Annotated in this window: 24 protein-coding genes; 23 read left to right on the forward strand and 1 reads right to left on the reverse strand. The window is 44.1% G+C overall.

Annotation, left to right across the window (positions count from 1 at the left end):
- Nucleotides 1-38 precede the first annotated feature (38 nt).
- Nucleotides 39-257, reverse strand: coding sequence for an alpha/beta-type small acid-soluble spore protein (locus tag AC58U0_RS25930; protein ID WP_029195127.1), 219 nt, complete (start codon nt 255-257; stop codon nt 39-41).
- Nucleotides 258-403: 146 nt separating this feature from the next.
- Here AC58U0_RS25930 and AC58U0_RS25935 point away from each other — a divergent pair, with 146 nt between their 5' ends.
- The 23 genes from AC58U0_RS25935 (at nt 404) to AC58U0_RS26045 (ending at nt 20,394) form a co-directional block, all read left to right on the forward strand.
- On the forward strand, nt 404-985 hold the full coding sequence (locus tag AC58U0_RS25935; protein ID WP_497381791.1) for a TetR/AcrR family transcriptional regulator: 582 nt from the start codon (nt 404-406) through the stop codon (nt 983-985).
- Between the two features lie 745 nt (nt 986-1,730).
- Nucleotides 1,731-1,871, forward strand: a complete 141-nt coding sequence (locus AC58U0_RS25940; protein ID WP_497381792.1) for a hypothetical protein — start codon at nt 1,731-1,733, stop codon at nt 1,869-1,871.
- Nucleotides 1,872-2,118: 247 nt separating this feature from the next.
- On the forward strand, nt 2,119-2,826 hold the full coding sequence (locus tag AC58U0_RS25945; protein ID WP_497381793.1) for a metal ABC transporter ATP-binding protein: 708 nt from the start codon (nt 2,119-2,121) through the stop codon (nt 2,824-2,826).
- Nucleotides 2,772-3,656: a metal ABC transporter permease gene (locus AC58U0_RS25950; protein ID WP_497381794.1), complete on the forward strand. Its 885-nt coding sequence runs from the start codon at nt 2,772-2,774 to the stop codon at nt 3,654-3,656. Before AC58U0_RS25945 ends, AC58U0_RS25950 begins: the two co-directional genes overlap by 55 nt.
- Nucleotides 3,657-3,672: 16 nt before the next feature.
- Nucleotides 3,673-4,617 (forward strand): metal ABC transporter substrate-binding protein, encoded by a 945-nt coding sequence (locus AC58U0_RS25955; RefSeq protein WP_497381795.1) that lies wholly within the window; start codon nt 3,673-3,675, stop codon nt 4,615-4,617.
- 74 nt (nt 4,618-4,691) lie between these two features.
- On the forward strand, nt 4,692-5,909 hold the full coding sequence (locus AC58U0_RS25960) for a GTP-binding protein (RefSeq protein ID WP_497381796.1): 1,218 nt from the start codon (nt 4,692-4,694) through the stop codon (nt 5,907-5,909).
- A 34-nt stretch (nt 5,910-5,943) separates the two neighbouring features.
- Entirely contained in the window at nt 5,944-6,093 is a 150-nt protein-coding gene (rpmG, locus tag AC58U0_RS25965) for a 50S ribosomal protein L33 (protein WP_029195131.1), read from the forward strand.
- A gap of 86 nt (nt 6,094-6,179) precedes the next feature.
- Nucleotides 6,180-6,644, forward strand: coding sequence for a hypothetical protein (locus AC58U0_RS25970; protein ID WP_497381901.1), 465 nt, complete (start codon nt 6,180-6,182; stop codon nt 6,642-6,644).
- A 136-nt stretch (nt 6,645-6,780) separates the two neighbouring features.
- Nucleotides 6,781-7,620, forward strand: coding sequence for a hypothetical protein (locus AC58U0_RS25975; RefSeq protein WP_497381797.1), 840 nt, complete (start codon nt 6,781-6,783; stop codon nt 7,618-7,620).
- A 145-nt stretch (nt 7,621-7,765) separates the two neighbouring features.
- Nucleotides 7,766-9,349 (forward strand): sensor domain-containing diguanylate cyclase, encoded by a 1,584-nt coding sequence (locus AC58U0_RS25980; protein WP_497381798.1) that lies wholly within the window; start codon nt 7,766-7,768, stop codon nt 9,347-9,349.
- Between the two features lie 184 nt (nt 9,350-9,533).
- The gene (locus AC58U0_RS25985) at nt 9,534-10,424 is read left to right on the forward strand and encodes a LysR family transcriptional regulator (RefSeq protein WP_497381799.1); all 891 of its coding nucleotides are present in this window, start codon (nt 9,534-9,536) and stop codon (nt 10,422-10,424) included.
- Nucleotides 10,425-10,571: 147 nt separating this feature from the next.
- On the forward strand, nt 10,572-11,438 hold the full coding sequence (locus AC58U0_RS25990; RefSeq protein ID WP_497381800.1) for a transporter substrate-binding domain-containing protein: 867 nt from the start codon (nt 10,572-10,574) through the stop codon (nt 11,436-11,438).
- A gap of 44 nt (nt 11,439-11,482) precedes the next feature.
- Nucleotides 11,483-12,265, forward strand: a complete 783-nt coding sequence (locus tag AC58U0_RS25995) for an amino acid ABC transporter permease (protein ID WP_497381801.1) — start codon at nt 11,483-11,485, stop codon at nt 12,263-12,265.
- A complete protein-coding gene (locus AC58U0_RS26000; RefSeq protein WP_057307637.1) occupies nt 12,262-12,972 on the forward strand; it encodes an amino acid ABC transporter permease in 711 nt (236 codons plus the stop codon). Before AC58U0_RS25995 ends, AC58U0_RS26000 begins: the two co-directional genes overlap by 4 nt.
- Nucleotides 12,969-13,721 carry an amino acid ABC transporter ATP-binding protein gene (locus AC58U0_RS26005; RefSeq protein ID WP_497381802.1) on the forward strand — a complete coding sequence of 251 codons (753 nt, stop codon included), beginning with the start codon at nt 12,969-12,971 and terminating at the stop codon, nt 13,719-13,721. The genes AC58U0_RS26000 and AC58U0_RS26005 overlap by 4 nt, the downstream gene beginning before the upstream one ends.
- A gap of 27 nt (nt 13,722-13,748) precedes the next feature.
- Nucleotides 13,749-14,759 carry an LLM class flavin-dependent oxidoreductase gene (locus tag AC58U0_RS26010; RefSeq protein WP_497381803.1) on the forward strand — a complete coding sequence of 337 codons (1,011 nt, stop codon included), beginning with the start codon at nt 13,749-13,751 and terminating at the stop codon, nt 14,757-14,759.
- 38 nt (nt 14,760-14,797) lie between these two features.
- On the forward strand, nt 14,798-15,985 hold the full coding sequence (locus AC58U0_RS26015; RefSeq protein WP_497381804.1) for a M20 peptidase aminoacylase family protein: 1,188 nt from the start codon (nt 14,798-14,800) through the stop codon (nt 15,983-15,985).
- Nucleotides 15,982-16,461, forward strand: coding sequence for a DinB family protein (locus tag AC58U0_RS26020; protein ID WP_497381805.1), 480 nt, complete (start codon nt 15,982-15,984; stop codon nt 16,459-16,461). The genes AC58U0_RS26015 and AC58U0_RS26020 overlap by 4 nt, the downstream gene beginning before the upstream one ends.
- A 50-nt stretch (nt 16,462-16,511) precedes the next feature.
- Entirely contained in the window at nt 16,512-17,042 is a 531-nt protein-coding gene (locus AC58U0_RS26025; RefSeq protein ID WP_497381806.1) for a GNAT family N-acetyltransferase, read from the forward strand.
- Nucleotides 17,043-17,064: 22 nt separating this feature from the next.
- Entirely contained in the window at nt 17,065-18,393 is a 1,329-nt protein-coding gene (locus AC58U0_RS26030; protein WP_497381807.1) for an LLM class flavin-dependent oxidoreductase, read from the forward strand.
- A 226-nt stretch (nt 18,394-18,619) separates the two neighbouring features.
- Complete coding sequence (locus AC58U0_RS26035; protein WP_057307631.1) at nt 18,620-19,066, forward strand: tellurite resistance TerB family protein; 447 nt, start codon at nt 18,620-18,622, stop codon at nt 19,064-19,066.
- Between the two features lie 106 nt (nt 19,067-19,172).
- The gene (locus tag AC58U0_RS26040; RefSeq protein ID WP_057307630.1) at nt 19,173-19,772 is read left to right on the forward strand and encodes a TerD family protein; all 600 of its coding nucleotides are present in this window, start codon (nt 19,173-19,175) and stop codon (nt 19,770-19,772) included.
- Between the two features lie 40 nt (nt 19,773-19,812).
- Nucleotides 19,813-20,394, forward strand: a complete 582-nt coding sequence (locus AC58U0_RS26045) for a TerD family protein (protein ID WP_057307629.1) — start codon at nt 19,813-19,815, stop codon at nt 20,392-20,394.
- The last annotated feature ends 54 nt before the right edge of the window (nt 20,395-20,448 follow it).

Here is a 20,448-nt window from a genome sequence, read left to right on the forward strand (position 1 = left end):
TTACAGTCTTTTTGTTTGCTTGCACATCACCAAAGGAATTAGCGTCTAATTCCGCCGGTTAGTTGTTGTTCGGCCAATTGAACTAATCTTCTCGTAATGTTACCGCCGATTGCGCCCGTATCACGAGTAGCCATGTAGCCGTAATAACCGTCTTGAGGAATCTGAATACCTAATTCTTGAGCGACTTCGTATTTCATTTGGTCAAGAGCTGCTCTTGCTTGTTGCACGACTAATGTATTGCTGTTTCTTCTAGCCATTTGATTCACTCCTTTTTTGTGGTGTAAAAGTATTTTGTGGATTAAATGGTTTTTTATTCATTTTACTAAAAATTAATTTCACAAAACTCAGGAAATTATCTCCCCACATTCTTGACTTCATAGTCAACTATATGTATGATTCACTTATGAGCAGACCAAGAGAATTTGATGTTGATAAAGTATTGAATCAGTCGATGGAAGTTTTTTGGGCAAAAGGTTACAAAGCAACCTCATTCGAAGATCTCACCAATAAAACTCATGTCAAAAAACAAAGTCTATATGGCGTCTTTGCAGACAAACGCTCACTCTTTCTAAAAGCACTTGCCCTGTATCGAGCGCAAAATCTCGAGTCACTTCGAGAAATGGTCGATCAAGGCGGGTCGCCAACGGAAATTCTAAACGCCGTTAAGTCCGCTTCACTTAGTTCGAAAAACGAAGATAGCCGCAACGGATGTCTAATGGTCAACACAGCGTTGGAATTTGGAATGAGCGATGAGGAAGTAACTAATGAGGTTGAAAGAATGTTCAGTGATGTCCAGCTTGTGCTCGAGGAAGTAATTAGTAAAGGGCAAGCAATTGGAGAGATTACGACAAGCTTCACAAGCAAAGAATTAGGAGCCTTCTTGGCAAATGCCTTGCGTGGTACCCGCATTCTAGAGAAAACAGGGGTGCCGGTGGAGCAAATCGAAACCATTCTAAATACCTCGTTTGGATTAATAAAAAAATAAAAACGAATGCGCTATTGAGTATAGAAGAGGAGGCGCATTAGATTCCATATACGGCGTTCACTCCATTGGGTGAATGCCGTTTTTATTAATATTTAGGAAATTATGATAGACGCCCATCTGTGGATAAGTGTTGTAAATGAAAACGGAAATGGAAGTGATACATGTTGAGAGGTAGTCCCACGGGGACGTGAATACAGAATTACGGATATTCTCTAAAACCTAAAAGGACCGTCAGGGTGATCTTCCCAGCCGCTCCTTCTACCAAGTAGCCAAACAATAATTGTTCATCCATCTGTGAACATATTCTCTTATATCTTTTTCCCAAACTCAACACGTACCGGAATCACCAGATTTTAGCGGAACGTAGAAGCTTTATTTTTCTCAAAACGGCGTAATTCACCTTTTCGCGGAACGAGGAGCCTCTATTTCCCGCTTTCGAGGTGGAAAAACCGATAAAACGGCAAAATAGCGACCCTACGTTCCGCGTGCGGGTCCCGCATCGACATAATCACCGAATTAACGGCTCCTCGTTCCCCGCGATCCTAAGATTTGCAACCTAAATGTTCGAAATCACTCCACAGAGTTTTGCTTTCAAGCCGACCTATAATCCACTGGATTTGACCACTTTTTTACTGAAAGAAACATATGGGGTTCTCTCAATCATAATCTAGTAACAGAAGATTTGGACAAGACGACGCGGCTATATGCCCGATTCCAAGTAAATTTTACGAGGAGTGATTGAGAGATGAACAAGAATAAAGCAAGAATAGCCTACCGTTTCGATCCACAAGAAAGGTCGGAATCAACACGTAGAGCATCGCGAGTACCTGATCAAGAGGAGAAAGTGATATCCTCCGAGCTTAATCAGAATGGATGTGCGGGATGATCTGCCGAGAAGTCGATTTACTTCTTCTCGGACTCTGTCGACGAGCTCCAGCTCTTGCTATAAGATTTCTTATTGACACAACCGCTGGAAAAAGATATATTCTTCAGTGTAATAAGTAATAATTACGATTTATCGATCGCAATGCCTAATAACTTATTTGTAGTTTGGGCTTTGACAGATGAATCGAGGGATAGCCACAAACACAAATCGTAATTTTTACACATAAAGCTGGAAAGGATTTGTTCTTATGCTAGTTGCCTCCATGGATGAAGTGGAATTCGGTTACAATGACGTCCCTTGTATTCAAGACGCCAGTGTGGAGATTCAGTCTGGTGAATTTGTAGCTATTACAGGCCCCAATGGTGCAGCCAAGTCGACCTTGCTTAAATTACTTCTTGGCCTGCTTGATCCTTGGAAAGGGAGTATTTTCTTGTCTTCAACCAATAAAGAGGGGAGGAAGCTGAGAGTAGGTTACGTATCTCAGCAAATCTCCGCCTTCAACAGTGGATTCCCTAGCACGATATTGGAGTTTGTCCAATCAGGCAGATATGCAAGCCGCTCATGGTTTCGTAAACTCGACAAAGAAGATGAAGTGCAGACGGAGAAAGCACTCCGTCAGGTTGGGATGTGGGATTTGCGCAAGCGCAAGATCGGTGAGCTCTCAGGCGGCCAAAAGCAGCGTATTTGCATAGCCAGAGCGCTTGCACAGGAACCTGATATGCTTGTTCTCGATGAACCGACGACAGGGATGGATCAGGACAGCCGATTTGGCTTCTACGAGTTGATGCATCATCAAGTGAAAGCTCACGGGCGAACCGTTGTTATGGTGACGCATGGCCTTAGCGAGGTAGCACCCTATCTGGATCGTATTATTGAGTTGGAGAGGAAGGAGGATGGCGGATGGAAATGTTGCACTACGACTTCATGCAGCGGGCATTTTGTGCCGGTGGGTTAATTGCCATCCTGGCTTCGATTCTGGGGGTATATCTGATGCTTCGCAGGCAAGCACTGATGGCTGACATGCTATCCCATGTTTCCTTAGCAGGGGTTGCAGGAGGTGCGTATCTAAACATCAATCCAACCTTGACTGGATTCGTCGCAGCTACGCTGGGAGCTATAGCTGTTGAATATGTAAGGAGGTCATATAAAACCTATAGTGAAATTTCGGTTGCCATCATCATGGTGGGTGGATTATCTACAGCTGTGATCATCATGAGTCTCAAGCAAAGCATTAATAAAGGCTTCTCCGCTTATTTATTCGGATCTGTTGTTGCGGTGAATGAAACCGAGCTTCTCCTTATGTTTGTGGTAGCGATATTCGGGGGCATCTTTTTCTATCTATTCCGTCGTCCGCTCTATCAGATTACATTCGATGAAGATACGGCTAAGACAAATGGGCTTCCAGTAAAATGGATCTCACTTGGCTTTAGCGTCATAACAGGTATGATTGTATCTGCGGCTATGCCAATTGTTGGAGTTCTTCTCGTTTCGGCATTAATCGTGCTGCCCGCGGCACTTGCCATTCGAATTGCACCTAGTTTTACATCCGCACTTTTTATAGCTATGAGTATTGGGTTACTTGGTGTCATTTCCGGACTTACCGCTTCCTATCAGCTTAGTACACCCCCGGGAGGAACGATAGCGCTGCTTCTCTTATTTATTCTTATTACTGGCTTGGGATTGAAAAAGGTCGTTCTGACATTTAGCAAAAGCAAAGCAAAAAATGCAGGTGACATCATCCCTCATTTTTCCAAAGAAACGACAATTTCATCATTCAACAAATAGCAGGAGGAAAAATGTAATGAAAAAAATCTGGGTAACGAAATCACTTGCTTTTACCGTACTATCAGCTGCTCTCTTATCGGGCTGTGCATCTAAAACCGCTTCAAGCGATGGCAAATTAAACGTCGTTACAAGCTTCTATCCCATGTATGAATTCACTAAGCAGGTTGCAGGTGATCATGCCAATGTGATTGCATTAATCCCGCCGGGGGCTGAACCCCATGATTGGGAGCCTAGTGCGAAAGACATGAAACAATTGAAGAACGCCAATGTGTTCGTTTACAACGGTATCGTTGAAGGATGGGCGGAGCAATCACTTAAGAGCGCTGAAAATAAGAATCGTGTTGTTGTTGAAGCAAGTAAAGGAATTGAATTAATCGAAGGCTTACCGGAAGAAGAGCATCAAGAGGATCACAAGAACGAAGCGCATGGAGACAAAATCCAAGATCCGCATGTTTGGTTAACTCCAGTTCTTGCTCAAAAAGAGGTTGAGGCCATTGTAGTTGGATTAACGCAAGCTGACCCTGCTCACAAAGAGGATTTTCGGAAAAATGCGGATGCCTATATCGGAAAGCTTAAAGCCTTGGATGAGTCGTTTAAAACAGGTCTTATGAATGTTAAGCGTAAAGAATTCGTCACGCAGCATGCTGCTTTTGGTTATTTGGCCAAAGAATACGGGCTAACACAGGTCCCTATTGCTGGACTTTCCCCTGAAGAAGAGCCAGCTCCTGATAAAATGGCCCATATTATTAAATTTGCGAAAGATAATAAGGTACAAACGATTTTCTTTGAAACTTTAGTAGATCCAAAGGTTGCGAGTACAATTGCCAAAGAAGTCGGTGCGAAAACGGCTGTGCTGAACCCAATTGAAGGATTAACGGACGATGACAAAAAGAAAAACCTTGATTACATAGGTGTAATGACGAATAACCTGGAAGCATTGAAAAAAGCGTTAAATGAATAAATAGAATCATGAGGTTACTTTTTTTAATCATATAAATACGTAAAATTTACGAATAGAAAGAGGTTGTGATATTGATGGATCGTAAAATACCTGTAACCGTCTTAAGCGGCTATTTGGGAGCAGGCAAAACTACAATATTAAACCACGTCCTACATAATCGTGATGGCTTAAAAGTTGCCGTTATTGTCAACGATTTAAGTGAGGTTAACATCGATGCTGAGCTGATTAGAGAAGGTAACGGGCTTTCCCGCACGAATGAGAGCTTGGTTGAAATGTCCAATGGCTGTATCTGCTGTACATTACGTGAAGACCTGTTGAAGGAAGTAGAGCGGCTTGCTAAAGAGAATAAATTTGACTATATTCTTATTGAATCAACGGGTGTAGGTGAACCTTTACCGGTTGCACAAACATTCACATACTTGGATGAAGAGCAAGGGATTGATCTTACGCAATTTTGCCGTCTCGATACGATGGTAACCGTCGTAGACGCCTATCGTTTCTGGACGGACTACTCCTCTGGGGAAACGCTCCTTGAACGCAGTCAAAATGTGGGCGAAGATGATACTCGCGAAGTTGTTGATCTTCTGATTGACCAAATTGAGTTTTGTGATGTCCTGATTTTGAATAAATGTGACATGCTGGAAGAAGATGAGCTGATTGAGCTAGAGGGCGTGCTGCGCACATTACAACCTAGAGCCAAATTCATTCGTTCGGTTCACGGGAAGGTAGCTCCAACAGATATTTTGAATACTCATTTATTTAATTTCGATGAAGCAAGTACGTCTGCAGGCTGGATGCGGGAAATGGAGAAGGAAACCCATACACCAGAAACCGAAGAATATGGCATTTCCTCTTTTGTCTACGAAAGAATTCGCCCGTTCGAGCCTTCGCGACTGATGAGTTGGATGGAAGATTGGCCGGCGGAGATCATCCGAGCTAAAGGGATCATGTGGCTTGCCACGCGCAACGATTACGCCCAGAACTTAAGCCAAGCAGGTCCTTCTATTCGCTTCGGTCCAGCAGGATATTGGGTGGCGGCGCTGCCAGATGGTGAAAGAGAAGCGGTTCTTGAAGAAGACGCGGATCAAATCAAGCATTGGGATGATACCTATGGAGATCGCATTAACAAGGTTGTATTTATAGGCATTGAGGTGGACCGGGTTAGTATAGTGGCATCTTTGGATGCTTGCTTGTTAACGGATGATGAAATGCAAGGAGATTGGAATCGTTTCAAGGATGAGCTGCCGAATGCCATAATGGAGTTGGAGGAAGCCTGCCCTTTGCCACAATAAATTCAGTAATGATGTATGATAGGAGGTGAACAGTATGAGAGTCATTATTACATTGGCTTGTACCGAAACTGGTGACAGAAACTATACAACGACGAAGAATAAAAGAACCCAAACCTCTCGTTTGGAGCTGAAGAAGTATTGTCCACGTCTGAAGCGTCACACGCTTCATCGTGAAACACGTTAATAAACCAAGAAAGTCCGGGCTTACTTGTCCGGGTTTTCTGCTTTACGAAAGGGATTATAATATCCCAAAGGAGGTTGATGGGTTTGATGAGTTTGAATACCAATGAGGCAAGAGATGTCATTCTAAGTCATCACACGGATGCTCAGTGGCACCGCCGCGAGCAGGAATTATTGCAATGGGCGGCTCGTGAGAAACAGCGCAAGCACGCTAAGAAGACCAAACTTCTCGGACATATCAACGTGGATACCGAATTGTTTCCTGCCTTGATACTGCTTCAGCAGAAGCAAATAGTGACTGAATTCTCTTGTGCAGGTGTAAGCCCGCTTGACGAACCGGAAGACCATTCCCTGTATGCTTATCTCACGATCATAGCCTCTGAGCGAGCCGAGCAATTTGTCCAATTGACCATGAAGCGCATGAGACATCGCTTATTGATCTCCTTTGAACCAGCAAGGAACCGATACGATCTTTCATCCTTTTACATAGGCCACAACCGTTCCTTTTGTCAGATGATTCAGCAATGCGCTGAAATTTTTGAGAATGAAGTTTAGGCACTGAATAGGTACAAAAGGCTTTCTCCTAAATAACGGAGCAGGCCTTTTTGTATTTCTTGAATGGTCTGAACCTGATAAAAACGAGTTGGAGGGGGAACTATCTAGTAGTAAACAGACCGTGGAGGATTGAAGAATGGAACATCCATTACTCTCAGAATTGAAGCAGCTTATTACCGATCTCGAACAAAAAGAGGCTGAGGTCATTTATACGATTCCCAGTGAAATAATGGGGGCCACGAATAAGGCAAAAAACTTGGAAAGGTTTTTACACGATATATTTGCTGTAGTTAACGGCAGCGGCGGTGTTAACCTGTTGAGCATTATCCGTAGGGAGTTTGGCATGAGCGTGGAACTTACAGATCATATCCATCAGTGGGCACCATACAGCAAAGATCAATTTGAAGATGCGCTCCATGATGCGATTGACCGGGCTGAAATTCGTGCGGGAAAGCAAGGGTTATTTTTTGAAGGATCGCCTGATAAAAAGGAAGCCGCAGAAGCACTGCATTTGCTTAAGCGTATCGCCCATGCCGCGGTTAAGTGTCAATTTAGTCCAAAACTAGCTGGACCACATGCTTATATTGAAATTTTGGACCATGTAATCCAGTTTCATGCACTTCCCAATTCGTTCCCTGATGATAGCATGATCAAGTACAGAAACCTATTGTCTTCTGACAGACTTTACGCATTATCGGGGCACGATGATGCTATAACAGCTGCATTGAAGAGTCATGTAAAAGAGTGGTACCAACGCTCAACCTTTACGTTTTTGGAAAACAGCGAATGGTATCATACGTACGAATCAGTCCTAGATTATTTGTACGTTTTAACGGAAGAGCAGCTAGAACATTTACGGATGGATTTTATCCAGCATATTAGGAATGATTTTAAAATAGTGAAAGCAAAACCAGAGCTGCACCGGGTGAAGCTTCTGAAGTCCATGCTGGAAACCGTTTTGAACTGGAAGGTTTAGTTACCACGAAACCGTTTAATTTCGCTTATAGGCGGAAGGTTTTATCATTATTTAGGTTTAATTGTATGCTTGGCATTAAAAATGAAGGAAATCTGTCGAAAGTTGTCGAAACGACTCATATCTATCTTTTTAGGAGATGAGGAGTATGAGAACAGCCGATGCTGCTCCGCGGATACGACTTGTTCATTTTATAATTCTATTGATGCTTGTATCTATTTCGATCATTTCTATCATTCAAATAGCTGCTTCGTTTAAGGCAGAACGAGATTCCTTGTATGAAACGACATTAGAGCTTAATTATGATAGTGCAAAGAAGATGAGCGTGACCATGAACTCCCTGTTCAAAGCGATGGAGAAAAGCTTGAAAGTGACCTCTGAACACCTGGAGAAGAGTATGCAAACACAAGATTCTATCCAAGCCCAATTGGATTTGGTAACGGGGAGCAGCAATTACTTTAATTCACAAATGGTCAATGACGCCGATGGGAATGTCTTAGCTATTTCCCCTGTTTCGGTAGGGCTCACTAGCAAGAAGTTGACATCGAAAGCCGTGTTAGATGCGATTGAGCAGCGAAAGCCTGCGATCTCAGCACCTTATGAATCTATAACGAATAGGCTTATTGTATTAATGACAAATCCCATATTTAATTCCTCTGGCCAGTATATGGGTTCTTTAGGGGGCGCTATTTATTTACGAGAAAATAATGTATTAAATGATATATTCGGTTCCAACAGCTACTCTCCATCGGGTTCATATATCTATGTAGTCGATGGGGATGGTAATCTCATTTATCATCCAGAACACAATCGATTAGGTGAGAATGTAAGTGCCAATCCAGTGGTAGCCAAGCTCATTCATGGTCATAGCGGCAAGGAAAAAGTCGTGAATACTTTGGGCGTGCCGATGCTTGCTGGATATTCTTATGTCCCTGCTAACGGGTGGGGAATCGTTGTGCAATCGCCGCTGGAAGAGATAAATGATAAATCGATGCGTTTGATCCAAAATGCAATTCTGTATTCATTACCCTTTCTCCTGCTCATACTTATGCTAACAGCATGGTTGGCCAAGAAGCTGACGCTTCCCTTTGCTCGATTGGCTGCGACCGCCTATAAAATCTTGAATGGCAAGCAAGTCGCAGATCTGCCAAAGGTTAGAACGAATACGTATGAAGCCTATCATTTGTACAAAACCATGTTAATCACGATCGATGCTTTGCAAAAGAAAGCGAATCAATATGAACTGGAAGCTCAAACGGATAATTTAACAGGTCTTGCCAACAGAAGGAGCATGGAAACACAAATGCTCGACTGGCTGGAAGAAGGCATAGTTTTTTCTCTCATTTTACTGGATATTGATCATTTCAAAATTATTAATGATACGCATGGGCATCTTGCAGGAGATACGGTTCTGAAATATTTAGGGAAGCTTTTGCTTTCAATGGCAAGTGGGAACGATTATTACTTCCGGTTTGGCGGAGAGGAATTCATTGTTCTAATGCCCCATGTGACGAAAGAGGATGCGTATCTATATGCAGAGAAAATCCGTAATAAGTTGGAATTGACAATAAGCCCAGTAGGGCAACCCATCACGGTATCTCTGGGAGTGTCCTCATTCCCAACAGACGGAGTGACGGCACATGAAGTGCTAGAACATGCGGATCAAGCGCTCTATTTTGCCAAAGGAAAAGGGCGGAATTGTACCGTTGTTTACGATCCTAAGTATACATAGTCAAGGACCTTAGTTCACCCGCAAGAATTTGCGGAACGAGCTAAGGTCTTTTTCTAATGAAACAGCAATTCTGATATTGACAGTGATTGGAAGATAGCTTATAGTTATGAAAATATTTAATTCCGAGTTAACTTATTGGAATAATATACATGATTATTTTTTTCTCATCTGGAGGGGCACTACGATGAATATTGAGAATATAGAAGCGTTCGTGTATGTCATCCACTATGGCAGCTTTAACAAAGCATCGGAAGTATTATTCCTTTCCCAGCCTTCAGTAACAGCTAGAATTCAATCGTTAGAACGGGAACTGGATTGTCAGCTCTTTGATCGAATTGGCAAGCAAGTTCATTTAACGGATGATGGCAGGAAGTTTCTCCCTTACGCGCAGCAATTACTGCAAACCTTCCAGAAGAGTAAAATCCATCTTAAGCAGAAAAAGGCGCTGCCTAATGAGCTGCGAATCGGCTGTACGGTATCTGTATCTAATTACATGATGCCAGCAATCATCCCCAAGATGAAGCATAAATACCCGGAAATCAATTTTAAACTAACGACCGGAATAACGGATGATCTCGTCAACAAGGTTCTGAACCGAGATGTGGATATCAGCTTTGTGCGGGGAATCACCCATCCAAGTATTTTGTCAGCGAAATTTTATGAGGATCCTATTCGACTCTATGTCTATGAAGGGCATCCCTTTATTGGAAAAGAAAACTTAACGATCCAAGATATCGGACGTCAGGCTCTTATTTTCTTTGAGTGCGGCTCGCTAGATTGGATGCGAATTCACCGTGTATTTGATAGTTTGAAGGAGTCGCCCAACATCCAGATTCAGACGGATAACTCCGAAACAGCCAAGAAGCTGGTTCTACAGCGTGCAGGTATCGCTTTCTTGCCTGGGCTTAGCGTCAGTCAGGAAGTTAAGGACAATAAGCTATTTCCAATCGACTTTCCAGAGACAGCAGGCATTGCTTTGCAGACGAACTTGATTACGTTAAATGGGGAGAATACGTTATTCTTCAACAGTATTTTGGATATTTGCAAAGGGTTATGGGGCCGAGCGAAAGGGTAATATCAGATTCTTATATATGCTTATAGAAAAACTCTATTATCCAGTTGTGAAACTTGATGATAAATTAATGCTAATGTTAATTCATACAAAACAAGTAGGAATTATAAGTTTAATATTTTGTAACCGAAAAATGGAGGGTATACACAGATGAAAAAATTAACAATCCTTGGAACAACACTAACTTTGGCCTTGGTAGCAGCAGGCTGCGGGGCGAAAAATACAGAAACAATCGCATCACCAAAGGCAGCCGCTGAAGGTACGAAGGCTGCTGCAGCTACAGCTTCTGCAGCGGAGCCTGTCAAAGTGAAGAAGATCATTGTTGGAACTGGCACCAAATTTCCGAACGTAGCTTTCCTAGATAAAGACGGTAAGCTTACCGGTTATGATATTGAGCTTGTCAAAGAACTGGATCATCGGCTTCCTGATTACGAGTTTGAATTCAAAACGATGGATTTCGCTAACCTGCTTCTCAGCTTGGAAACGAACAAAGTTGACTTTGTTGCCCACGAAATCGAGAAAAACAAAGAAAGAGAGCAAAAATACCTTTTCAACAACGAGCCCTATGCCTACTGGAAAACAAAAGTTATCGTGGCTAAAGACAATACCAACATTAAATCGATTGATGACTTGAAAGGTAAAAAAGCGTTAACGACAGCGACTAGTGCCGAAGCAACACTATTAGAAAATTATAATAAAGCAAACGATAACGCGATCAAAATTGTTTATCAAAACGGTGCTGCCAACGATTTGGTTAGTCAGCTTACAACAGGACGTGCGGACGGATCATTAGGAGCAGATTTCTTGCTTCCGCTCGTCGACCCGCAAAGCAAATTAAAAGCAGTGGGACCGATTATTGAAGAAGCTGAGGTTCGATTCCTCTTCCGTAAAAATGATAAAGACGGGCAAGATCTTGCGGATAAAATCGACGTGGCGTTAAAGGCTGTGAAGGCAGATGGAACGCTTTCCAAACTTAGCCTTCAATGGCTAGGCGGAGACTATACGAAGAAAGATTAAGGAAGCTTTGAGTAAGAACGGTACAGAAAGGTGAGATCGTCCGAATGGAACAACAATTTGAAATCACCTATGTCTTTGATTTTTTGCCCAAATTAGTCTCTTATCTGCATATCACATTGTTTATTGTAGCTAGCTCTATGCTGCTGGGTGTGCTAATCGGATTCCTCATAGCGCTGCCAAGGCTGTATGAGGTTCCGGTGTTAAGAAGGATATCCCAAATCTATGTGTCATTTTTCCGGGGGACACCGATCCTCATACAGTTGTTCCTCATCTATTATGGTCTTCCCGAGATATTGAAGCTCATTAACGTCGACGTCTCTAAAACCCCCGTCCTGACTTTCGTCATTCTGACTTTTGGCCTGCATGGCGGTGCTTATATCTCTGAAGTCATTCGGGCAGCCGTGAAAGCCGTGGATCGAGGACAAATGGAGGCTGCCTATGCGATAGGTATGACAGGTTACCAAGCCTTTACACGTATCATCATGCCACAAGCGCTTGCTATATCGATACCGAACTTTGCGAATCTGCTTATCGCCAATTTGAAGGATACTTCACTAGCGTTTTCGTTAGGCGCGATGGAATTGATGGGGAAAGCCCAGACACTTGGAGCGGCAACGCAGCATTTTATTGAAACTTACATTTGTTTATCGCTCATCTATTTTGTCATTTGTTACGGGCTGGAGAAGCTGTTCTTGGATATCGAAAAAAGACTGCTGCGGCATGAACAAGCGATTGTTCAACGTGAATCGAGGGTTACATTTAAGCGGTTATTTAAGACACCTTGGGCTGCATCCGCTCAAACGGATAAAGGAGGGTATCAACCATGAAACTCGATCTAGGGTTTATCGGTTCCGCCTTTATTCAACTGCTCTCTGCTTTGCCTATTACACTGCTAATTACGTTCGTATCGGTTTTTTTCGGATTTCTGATTGGATCGGCCGTGGCGATCATCCGAATATACCGCGTACCTGTTATCCATTACATCGCAAGCGGCTATGTGACGTTCATCCGAGGGACACCGATGCTGATGCACTTGCTGCTCATTTATTTCGGATTACCAGTGATTATTGATTCTTTGGCAACAGCCATCGGTTGGAGCTTCCGATCGACTTCTATTCCAATGATCGGTTTCGCCTTTCTTTCTTTCTCGATTACAGCAGGAGCCTATTTGGCTGAAGTAGTAAGATCAGGCATTCTAGCCGTGAATAAGGGGCAAATCGAAGCTGCCTATTCCATCGGCATGACAACACCGCAAGCGTTAAGGCGCATCGTGCTTCCTCAGGCATTGGCTGTGAGCTTGCCTAACTTATCCAATTCGTTCATTGGAATGCTTCACGGTTCTACACTGGCTTTCACGGTATCCGTTGTTGAAATTAATGCCAAAGCGCAAATCGTTGCTACGACGAATTGGAAATTTTTTGAATCTTATATTGCCGCGGCTTTCTTGTTCTGGGGAGTGACGATTCTGATCGAGAAGATAACAGAGCTGCTGGAGAAACGAATAAATATTTACAATCGAGGTGGTGTACGATGATCAAAATGGCGAATATCACCAAAGCTTTCGGCAAGCATGAGGTGTTGAAAGGTATCAATTTGACGGTGAAAAAAGGAGAAGTCGTCTGCATCCTTGGCCCAAGCGGTTCAGGCAAAACGACGCTGCTTCGCTGCATCAATTACTTGGAGAAGCCGAACCAAGGTGAGGTAACGATTGGGGATTTCACCATCCATTGCAAGCGCCCGAGCAAACAGGATATTCACACGCTGCGCAAGAAAACGGCGATGGTATTTCAACATTACAATTTATTTAAACATAAAACGGTGCTGGAAAATGTGATGGAAGGCCTTGTCATTGTGCAAAAGCAATCCAAGGATACTGCACGGCAAACGAGTATTCAAATGCTGGAAAAAGTGGGGCTGGGCAGTAAGCTGGACGCTTATCCAAGCCAACTGTCAGGCGGACAGCAGCAGAGGGTAGGTATTGCTCGTGCGCTGGCTCTCAATCCAGAAGTAATTTTGTTCGATGAACCAACCTCAGCCCTTGATCCTGAGTTAGTCGGTGAGGTGCTCGAGGTAATTCAGAAAATCGCCAAAGAAGGCATTACGATGATCGTCGTTACACACGAAATGGGCTTTGCTCGTGAAGTTTCGAATCATGTTGTTTTTATGGATCAAGGTGTGATTGTGGAAGAAGGAAGGCCTCAGGATATTTTTGGCGATGCGAAGGAAGAGCGTACGAGACAATTTCTAAAACGAATTACGCCGGAGTATACGTTTAACATTTAAATTTATAGCGAATACGGAGTGGATGACATGGGGATCAAACTTAGTATTTTGGATCAAAGCGTTATTTTCCCGGGGGAGAATGCGGAAGCCGCTCTGCAGCATACAATAGAGCTTGTGCAATTAGCGGAAAAGCTGGACTATCACCGCTTTTGGGTATCAGAGCATCACGATTCCGATCAATTGGCCGGTTCTTCACCCGAGGTGCTAATCTCTCATTTATTAGCGAAAACAGAGCGCATTCGCATTGGCTCTGGCGGCATCATGCTGCAGCATTACAGCCCGTACAAAGTAGCCGAAAACTTTAATGTCCTCGCAACATTAGCACCTGGAAGAGTAGATCTCGGTATCGGAAGGGCACCTGGCGGGCTTCCTCGTTCTACGAAAGCTCTACAGCAGGGCATCACAGAGCCAGCTACTTTATCGGAGAAGCTGAAGGAACTCAAACAATTTGTTCATAATCGATTGGATGCTGATCATCCGCTTACAGGACTTCGGGTATCACCGATTCCGACACAACCGGCGGATATTTATCTGCTTGGCGCCACTGCGGCCAGTGCAGAATTAGCCGCTGAATTAGGGCTTCCTTACGTATTTGCCCAATTCATTAATGGTGATCCTGCTGTTGCGGCCGCTGCTTTTGAAGCGTATCACACTGGATTTAATCTAAAACATGGCGGGCAGCCGAAGGCGATTTTGGCTCTGTCCATCATTGTGGCTGACACAGAAGAAGAGGCCAAAGTGCTGGCTGGCGAATATAAGAATGTCAAAATTCATTTGGAAAACGGTAAAACACTGACCGTTGGAACGCTTGAACAGGCCGAGGAGTATGGACGGCAAACACAAGCTAAATTCACCGTAGAAGAGAAGGAAGCGGAGATAACGAAAGGGACCAAAGAATCCGTCCGCCAAAAGCTGCTGGACATCCAGCAAACGTATGGGGTAGATGAGTTTATTGTTACCACGTCGGTGAAAGATTTCGCCAAGCGTCTGCGGTCATTTGAATTGCTTAGTGAGGCGTTCTCGGAGCTGCTTGTGTAGGTAAAAACGCCATACATCTTTTTGGAGGGGGAATGAGCATGAGCGAAGCGCTATCGGAACAATCACAGTCGGCATTTGAGCAGAAGCTGATCGCGATTCGGCGTCATCTGCATCAAAATCCGGAATTATCGAACGAAGAAGTTCAAACCACCGCATCGATCCGAGGCTGGCTGCAGGAAGCGGGTATCCGAGTGGCTAACTTTCCGCTGAAAACAGGTCTTGTCGCGGAGGTTGGTGGTCTGCACGAAGGCCCCATTATTGCGCTGCGAGCCGATATTGATGCTTTGCCTGTCCAGGAAGCTACTGGACTGGCTTATGCCTCATTGGTTCCGGGCACCATGCATGCTTGCGGACATGATTTTCATACCGCAGCCATTCTGGGCGCCGCTTTCTTATTAAAGCAGCGAGAGAAAGAGCTGCAGGGCACGGTTCGCTTCTTTTTCCAACCGGCAGAGGAGAAAGCGCAAGGAGCGGAGCAGGTCATCCGAAGCGGAGCATTGGAGGGGGTTCGTGCGGTATTTGGGATGCACAATAAACCTGATCTTCCTGTGGGCACAATCGGCATTAAACCGGGACCCCTCATGGCATCTGCAGATGGGTTCGTTGTTGAAATCGAGGGAAAGGGTACACATGCTGCGGTGCCTGAAGCAGGGATAGATCCCATTGTAACCGCCGCACATATCGTCACAGCACTTCAAGCGATTGTAAGCCGGAATGTGAGTGCGCTGCAAAGCGCTGTGATAAGCGTCACCAAGATACACAGTGGAACCGCTTGGAATGTCATACCGGATAAAGCTGTCTTAGATGGAACGGTGAGGACATTTGACGAGGAGGTTCGAGCCACGGTTTTGAGCAGGTTCGATCAGGTGGTTCATGGTGTAGCGGCTGCTTATGGGACGAAGGCATCAGTACGATGGATCAAGGGTCCACCAGCCGTGCAGAACGATGCGGGGTTAGCGGAATTAGCAACACGAGCTGCGGATCTTGCAGGCTTGAAAGTCATCGCACCTACTCCATCTCTAGCAGGGGAAGACTTTGCTTTCTATCAGAAGAAGGTGCCAGGTATCTTCTTATTCATGGGCACGTCGGGTCCGCAGGAGTGGCATCATCCCGCATTTGATCTCGATGAGCGCGCGCTGCCAATCAGTGCCAACTATTTTGCCATATTATCGGAGCAAGCTCTTAAGCAAATAAGCTCCAAATTCGAAGTGGAGGTTTCAGGATGAGCCAACTTGTCATCGATATTCAACCTTATTTAGATACGAATAATCAGTTGAGAACAGCGATTGAAGGTCTTACGGAAGAGCAGTTGAAATGGAAGGAGAACGCGGATAAATGGAGTGTGACGGAAGTTCTATCTCATTTGACCGATCACAACATCGTTGTTTCCTTTCGTATTCGCGAGATCATTTCTGGATCCACGGTCCCACTGCCTGCCTTTGGGCAAGATGCTTGGGTAAGTAGTGCTAAGGCGAATGAAGGCGCAGCTATAGATATTTTGGACGCTTTCCAAGCGTTGTTGACCTATAACAGTCTATTATTGCGAAGATTATCCCCCCAAGACTGGGAGAAAACGGGGGTTAACTTCAAAGGACAGACGTTAGCATTGACGGATGTCGTTCAATCTTTTACCGCACATGTGCAGGTGCATCTTGCCCAAATAGAGCGGATTAAACAAGCTTGGCAAGCAGCGGATCTTTAATGATATAAAGCCGACTAAACCTATATGTGATAGAAAGTGGTGTGGGGGAAATGAGTACAAATAGGATTCGGATTCGTGAAGCTCGTACGGAAGACCGTGAGGTGATTAGGCAGCTTCTTATTGATGCCTACAGACAATACGAAGCAGTTCTTCCACCCGAAGGATGGCAGCAATACAGAGACAACATTCTTGCCTCCGTAGATGGCGACGCTCCTTCTGCACGACTAATTGCGGAAATCAATGGGGAAATCGTGGGCAGCTCCCTCTTGTTCCTGTCTTCTCAGGTTGCCTATGGGCTTCCTGAATTGGATATCCATACGCCGATTATTCGCTTATTGGCTGTTTCCCCGCAAGCTAGAGGCAAGGGAATCGCAACGGAGCTCATTAAAGAAAGCGCCAGACGAGCGCTGGAATTGGGGGCATCAACGCTGCATTTGCACACTTCCGATATGATGGAATCTGCCGTGAAGCTTTATGAGCGTTTAGGCTTCGAACGGGCATTTGATAAGGATATTCTAAAAGGCGAAAACGTAGTAAAAAGCTACCGTCTGCAGCTCAAAGAAGCAGCGATTCTTCAATAATAATCATAAGGACGTGATGACGATGTCAAAACAAAAGCAATTGAAGCTTGGAGCTATCATTCATGGTGTCGGTGGAAACATATCAGGATGGCGCCATCCTGAGGCGATTACAGATGCCAGCGTCAATTTTGGCTTTTATAAACAACAAGCCCAGAAAGCTGAGGCAGGTAAATTCGATCTGGTTTTCATTGCGGACGGTCTTTATATTACCGAGAAATCCATCCCTCACTTTTTGAATCGGTTTGAACCGATTACAATTCTTTCGGCGCTGGCTGCCGTCACGTCCAACATCGGTCTTGTGGGTACACTTTCGACCTCTTACAGCGAGCCCTTTACAGTGTCCAGACAATTCGGCTCGATGGATCTGATTAGTGATGGGCGTGCAGGCTGGAACATCGTGACTTCACCTCTAGAGGGATCGGCTAGAAATTATAGCAAAGACCAGCACCCCACACATCCTGAACGATATCGAATTGCGAATGAATTCTTGGAAGTAGCGCGTGGACTTTGGGATTCCTGGGAAGACGATGCCTTCGTCCGGGATAAAGAAAGCGGCGTATTCTTTGATCCGAGCAAACTGCATACGTTGAACCACAAAGGGGAGTTTTTCTCCGTACAGGGTCCACTCAATATTGCGCGTTCGAAGCAAGGTCAGCCGGTTATTTTCCAAGCAGGAGCTTCTGAGGATGGTCGGGCTTTCGCGGCTAAAGTCGCTGATGCCATATTTGCCGGACATGAAACGATTGAGGAAGCTAAGGCTTATTATCAGGATATTAAAAGCAGAGCGGTAGCTTATGGCCGTTCAGCCGAAGATCTCGTTATTCTTCCTGGGATTAGTCCGATTATCGGACGCACAGAAGAAGAAGCAGAAAGCAAATATCAAGAGATTGCTAACTTAGTTACGATTGATAAAGCATTAGATTTTCTGGGGCGCTTCTTTGAGCACCACGATTTCTCTCAATATCCACTTGATGAACCGTTCCCGGATCTTGGTGATTTCGGCAGCAACAGTTTCCGCAGCGGTACGGATAAAATCAAGCAGACGGCGAAGGAGAAAAATCTCACTTTGAGACAAGTGGCGCTTAGCGTGGCAACACCGCGCAATGAGTTCACAGGAACAGCTGAACAAGTAGCGGATCGTGTCGAACTCTGGTTCAAAGAAGAAGCGGCAGACGGCTTTATTATTGCTGCAGCTCTTCCCAAAGGATTGGACGATTTCGTCGATCTCGTTGTGCCAATCCTGCAAGAGCGCGGTATTTACCGGAAAGAGTATGAATCTGACACATTGCGGGGGAACCTAGGCGTACCGATTCCTGCAAATCGTTATACGAAGGTTGAGGCTACTATCTAGAAATCAGTTAGTCGTGGTACTCATTTCCATTTCATTTACTTAGTCTTTAACCGCCCGTTTTGGGCGGTTTTATGGCGTTTAGGTTGAATTATTTCCCAAAGCAGCTCCGAAATTCCAAAATTTGAAAACAAATGTGTAATCGTATAAACTGTGAACATAGACTATTGTGGAGAAAAATGTAGCCTATAGTCAAAATGTGTTACTAAATCTTATAGGTGGTGCTGAAATGAGTACGTTTAAATCATGGTTTTCAAATGCAAAAACAGGCTTATCCGATCAAGTCAAAAAATTTCAAAACAAAGATTTTCTGGATGCCGTAGTAGCGGGTTGTGCGATTGTAGCGGCAGCTGACGGCAGCATTGGTAATTCAGAAAAGGAAAAGATGATTGGTTACATCAGCCGTAGCGAAGAGCTTAAAGTATTTGATGTCAGTAATGTCATCGCTCGCTTCAATCACTTTGCTGGCAACTTTGAGTTCTCAAACATTGTAGGCAAGCAAGAGGCGCTTAAAGTTATTTCCAAGTTTAACAATAAGCCGGAAGTTGGACGAATTATCATTGCGGTATGCTGCGCAATTGGTGCTGCAGACGGAGATTTTGATGATCAAGAGAAGAAGGTTGTCAAAGATATTTGTACAGCGCTGAACCTCAATCCTAGCGAATTTAGTCTGTGATCATCGATTTACAAAACATTTAATCGGAAAAATGAAACGTGTTCGAACTTCATCCGTATCAAATGAAAGAGTGTACGAATACAGGATATGAAGGGAGGTGACCTCGTTGACAATTAGTTTGGTCAAAGGTCAAAAGATTGATTTAACCAAAGGTAATGCGGGTCTTTCCAAAGTTGTAGTTGGACTAGGTTGGGATCCTGCAGTTGTGGAGAAGAAAGGTTTCTTCGGATCCAAAAAAACAGCAGTTGAAATTGATTGCGACGCTTCCGTCATCTTACTAGATGAGAATGGTAAATTGACGAAAGAGAAAAATGTTGTTTTCTTCGCTAACTTGCAAAGCCCTGACGGTTCAGTGGTTCACTCCGGTGATAACCGCACGGGGGAAGGCGATGGCGATGATGAGCAAGTATCTGTTAATTTAGGACAAGTTCCTGCGGATGTGAGTAAAATCGTTTTCGTTGTTAATATCTACGACTGCGTCAATAGAAAACAAGATTTCGGTCTCGTTCAATCCGCCTACATCCGGTTAGTGAATGATTCGAATAACCAAGAATTGATTAAATTTAATCTGACCGAAGATTATTCAGGTAAAACATCTCTTATTGTTGGTGAACTTTACCGTCATAGCGGCGAATGGAAATTCAACGCCATTGGTGAAGGCAGCACGGATACAACGGTTGGACAATTAGTTAAACGATATCAATAATAGCAACACCAAATCCCCTTATAAAGCGAGGTTATATTCAATGGCAATTTCACTATCCAAAGGTCAAAAAGTTGATTTAACAAAATCAAACCCAGGTCTAACTAAAGTTGTTGTTGGTCTAGGTTGGGACACGAACAAATATGATGGCGGTAAAGACTTCGATCTAGACGCTTCCATTTTCGCTGTTAATGCTTCTGGCAAAGTAGGATCTGAATCTGATTTCATCTTCTACAACAACCCGAAGAATGCGAATGGTTCAATCGTACATAACGGCGACAACCGTACAGGTGCTGGCGATGGCGATGATGAGCAAGTAAGTGTTGATCTAAGTGCAGTTCCAGCTGAAACTGAGAAAATTGCTTTCTGCATCACCATTCATGATGCTGAAGCAAGAGCGCAAAACTTTGGACAAGTTTCCAATGCTTACGTTCGTATTCTTAATGAAGGTTCAGGCGCAGAATTGATCCGTTTTGATCTTGGAGAAGACTTCTCCATTGAAACAGGCGTAGTCATCGGTGAATTGTACCGTAACAACGGCGAGTGGAAATTCAGCGCAATCGGCAGCGGCTACAAAGACGGTCTTGCAGGATTAGCTCGCGATTACGGTTTACAAACTTCCTAAGATTTTAATTTATCATGCTTACGATGCTAGTTTTCTTGCGAAAACTCTAAGGAG

This window comes from Paenibacillus sp. J31P190 (assembly GCF_059692075.1).